A 3,412-nucleotide genomic window follows, 5' to 3' on the forward strand; every position below is an offset into this window, starting at 1 on the left:
CCCACTGGCCGTTCGCCGGCGACGACGACCCCTTCGCGGCGATGATCAACCAGGCTCGCAAGTACGTGGTCTCCACGACACTCACCGATCCGACGTGGCAGCACACCGAGGTCATCAGTGGGGACGTCCCAGCCGCGATCCGTGCGCTGAAGGCCAGCGACGGGCCGCAGCTCGAGGTCCTCGGCAGCCCCGGCCTGATCCAGACGCTGCTGGCCCACGACCTCGTCGACGAGTTCGGGCTGATCATCTACCCGGTCGTCGTCGGATCGGGCAAGCGCCTGTTCGGGGACGGCACCGTCGGCGGCGCACTGCAGCTGACCGATTCGAAGATCACACCGTCGGGCGTCATCATCGCCACCTACGAGCGTGCCGGTGCCATCCCGATCGGGTCGTTCGCGTTCGAGGAGCCCACCGAGGACGAGGTGGCCCGGCGCGAGCGGGTCGCCGAGGGCGCCGACTGACAGACCACCCGCTGAACCAACCGCACATCCGCTGCACCAGCACCGCACCTGACCGACGATCCGAGCACTTCGATCACCGCCGAGGAGGCGAGCACCATGACGCAGTACCTGATGTCCGTGTGGCACGACGAAGAGTACGAGGTCGACTTCTCGACCCCTGACGCCCAGCGCCAGGTGGCCCAGGTCGACGCGTTCAACAACGAACTGCAGGCCGCCGGCGCGTGGGTGTTCGGTGGTGGTCTCCACCCCCCGTCGTCGGCCACCGTGCTGCGCGCGAAGACCGACGGCGACGTCTCGATGACCGACGGGCCCTACGCGGAGTCGAAGGAGCAGATGGGCGGCTTCTGGGTGATCGAAGCGGCCGACTTCGACGCGGCGCTGGAGTGGGCACGCAAAGCCGCCGTCGCCTGCGAGGGGCCCGTCGAGCTGCGCCCGTTCCAGGATGAGTGACGACGACCTCACCTCGGTGTTCCGGCGTGAGGCCGGCCGGTGCACCGCCACGCTGATCCGCGTCCTCGGTGAGGTCGATCTCGCCGAGGACGCGGTCGCCGAGGCGTTCGCGATCGCCGCCGAACGCTGGCCGGTCCATGGGATGCCGCCCAACCCGGGCGGGTGGATCACCACCACCGCCCGCAACCGCGCGATCGACCGGCTGCGTCGCGAGTCGTCCCGCGCCGACCGGCACCGCGCGGCGCACCGACTCCAGGCGCTCGCCATGGAACCCGACCCTGACCCCGAGCTCGACGACCTCGACGGGTTGGTCGACGTCGTCGCCGACGACCAGTTGCGGCTGATGTTCCTGTGCTGCCACCCGGCGCTGTCGCCCGACGCGCAGGTCGCGCTCACCCTCCGGCTGCTCGGCGGGCTCGACACCGGCGAGATCGCCCGCGCGTTCGTCGTGCCGGAGGCGACGATGGCCCAGCGCATCGTCCGCGCCAAGCGCAAGCTGCGCGACAACAACGCCTCGTACCGCATCCCGGAGGCTGCGGAGCTTCCTGATCGGCTCGGCCCGGTGCTGGCCGCCATCGCGCTGATCTTCACCGAAGGCCACACCGCCACCTCCGGTGACGGGCTGGTCCGCGTCGACCTGTCCACCGAGGCGCTCCGGCTCGGCCGCGTGCTGGTCGAACTGATGCCCGACGAGCCCGAAGCGGTCGGACTGCTGGCGCTGATGCTGCTCACCGATGCGCGCCGGCCGGCGAGGACCACGACGGATGGCAGCATGGTCCGCCTCGCGGACCAGGACCGCAGCCTCTGGGACCAGGCGCGCATCCGCGAGGGCCACGCCCTGGTGCGGGCCTGCCTGCGACGCAACCAGCCCGGGCCGTACCAGATCCAGGCCGCCATCGCCGCGGTGCACGCTGACGCCCCAACCAGCGACGCGACCGACTGGAGCCAGATCGTCGCGCTGTACGACCAGCTGTACGCGTTCCGACCGAACCCGGTGGTCGCGCTCAACCGGGCGATCGCGGTCGGCGAGCTGCGCGGCGCGGCCGAGGGCCTCGCCGCGCTGGATGCGCTCGACGCGGAGCGGCTCGCCGACTACCAGCCCTACCACGCGGCCCGAGCTGACCTGCTCGCCCGCGTCGGTCGCACCGCCGAGTCGATCGAGGCCTACGAGGGGGCCATCGCGCGCACCACCAACCCGGCAGAGCGCGGCTTCCTGACCCGTCAGCTGCACAGACTCGACTCACGCCGCTGACGGGCATCGACCTTGATCGGCACGCCGGCCTGCAACAGCAACGTCGCGTGGGTATGGCGAACGTCATGCAGTCGGATCGTGGGCACGTCGTCGAGGCGGCGGACCAGCCGCCGGAACCGGTGCGTCGTCCGCTGTGGGCTGAGTGGAGCGCCGCCCTCGGTGAAGACGAGGTCGGCGAGGTCGAGTGGTTTGATCGTCGTTGGTGGTCGTCGTGCCTGCCGCTCCGGCTCGAGCGCGGCGGCGGTGTGGCCGTCGATGAACAACCGCCGGATACGGTTGGTCTTGGTGGTCTTGCGTCGCGGGCGGCCGCGGTGCTCGGTCAGCGCACCGGTGACCGTGACCAGGCGGTCGTCGAGCGAGACATCGCGCCATCGCAGCCCGAGCAGCTCGCCGCGCCGCATGCCGGTGCCCAGCGCGACCGCCCAGAGGCTGGCGTGGACGTCGTCACGGGTGCCCTGGAGGAAGCGGCGCGCCTCCTCGTCGTTCCAAGCCTGGACGGTCGCCGGCGCGTCGTCGCGGAGGTCGTGGCGGGGGAGTGCGACGCGGTCGGCGGCGTTGGCCGGGAGGAGGTCCAGTCGTACCGCGTCGGCGAGCGCCTTGTGCAGCACCCCGTGGATGTAGCGGATTGTGGCGAGTGACAGCGGCCGTCCCCTGCGGCCTCCGTGGTCGATAAGCTCGCCGTACAGCTCATCGAGACGTGTGGGCTTGAGGTCGGCCAGAGCCACGTCCGCAAGCGCCGGCGCCAGGTACGCGTCGATCGTCTGCCGGTACGCGTCCCACGTGCGCGGTTGCAGCCTTAGTCGCTGCCGCGCTATCCACTGGTCGAGATATTCGCCGACGTCCATCGCCTGGCACCATCGCTGACGACGCCGCGCGTCGCATTTCCACACGACCTGATCCTGTGGACAGCGCGGGAGGCCTGCCCAGACCTGTCAGCTCGTCCCCGCTGCTCGGAACCACTCGTCGATGCCGTCAAGCGTACGTGTCTTCGACGCCAGCCAGTCGGTGATGAACGCGTACGCGTCAGCGTCGGGGAGCATCAGGACATGACCGTTCAATCGGAGGAAGACGTCCGCAGCCGCAAACGCGACCCGCTTGTTTCCGTCATCGAATGGGTGGTTGAGGATCAGGCTCTCGAACAGTGCGGCAGCCTCGTGTACCACGTCGCGGTAGTAGCCGGTCTGCGGTCGGAACAGGGCGGCCTCCAACGCGCCGGGATCCCGGATGCCAGCCGAACCTCCGAACTCGT

Annotated in this window: 5 protein-coding genes; 3 read left to right on the forward strand and 2 right to left on the reverse strand. The window is 70.3% G+C overall.

Annotated elements, in window-relative coordinates:
* The 3 genes from VK923_04205 to VK923_04215 form a co-directional block, all read left to right on the forward strand.
* Positions 1 to 461 (forward strand): dihydrofolate reductase family protein (locus tag VK923_04205; GenBank protein ID HSJ43869.1); only part of this gene is annotated, 461 nt, incomplete at its 5' end.
* Between the two features lie 96 nt (positions 462 to 557).
* Positions 558 to 911 carry a YciI family protein gene (locus VK923_04210; protein ID HSJ43870.1) on the forward strand — a complete coding sequence of 118 codons (354 nt, stop codon included), beginning with the start codon at positions 558 to 560 and terminating at the stop codon, positions 909 to 911.
* Complete coding sequence (locus tag VK923_04215; protein HSJ43871.1) at positions 904 to 2,163, forward strand: RNA polymerase sigma factor; 1,260 nt, start codon at positions 904 to 906, stop codon at positions 2,161 to 2,163. Before VK923_04210 ends, VK923_04215 begins: the two co-directional genes overlap by 8 nt.
* Here VK923_04215 and VK923_04220 read toward each other — a convergent pair.
* The gene (locus VK923_04220; GenBank protein HSJ43872.1) at positions 2,133 to 3,008 is read right to left on the reverse strand and encodes a tyrosine-type recombinase/integrase; all 876 of its coding nucleotides are present in this window, start codon (positions 3,006 to 3,008) and stop codon (positions 2,133 to 2,135) included. The two genes, VK923_04215 and VK923_04220, sit on opposite strands and share 31 nt — an antisense overlap.
* 87 nt (positions 3,009 to 3,095) lie before the next feature.
* Positions 3,096 to 3,412: type II toxin-antitoxin system death-on-curing family toxin (locus tag VK923_04225; GenBank protein HSJ43873.1), on the reverse strand; the 317-nt coding region annotated here is incomplete at its 5' end.

The sequence above is a fragment of the Euzebyales bacterium genome, from assembly GCA_035461305.1.
GTDB lineage: Bacteria > Actinomycetota > Nitriliruptoria > Euzebyales > JAHELV01 > JAHELV01.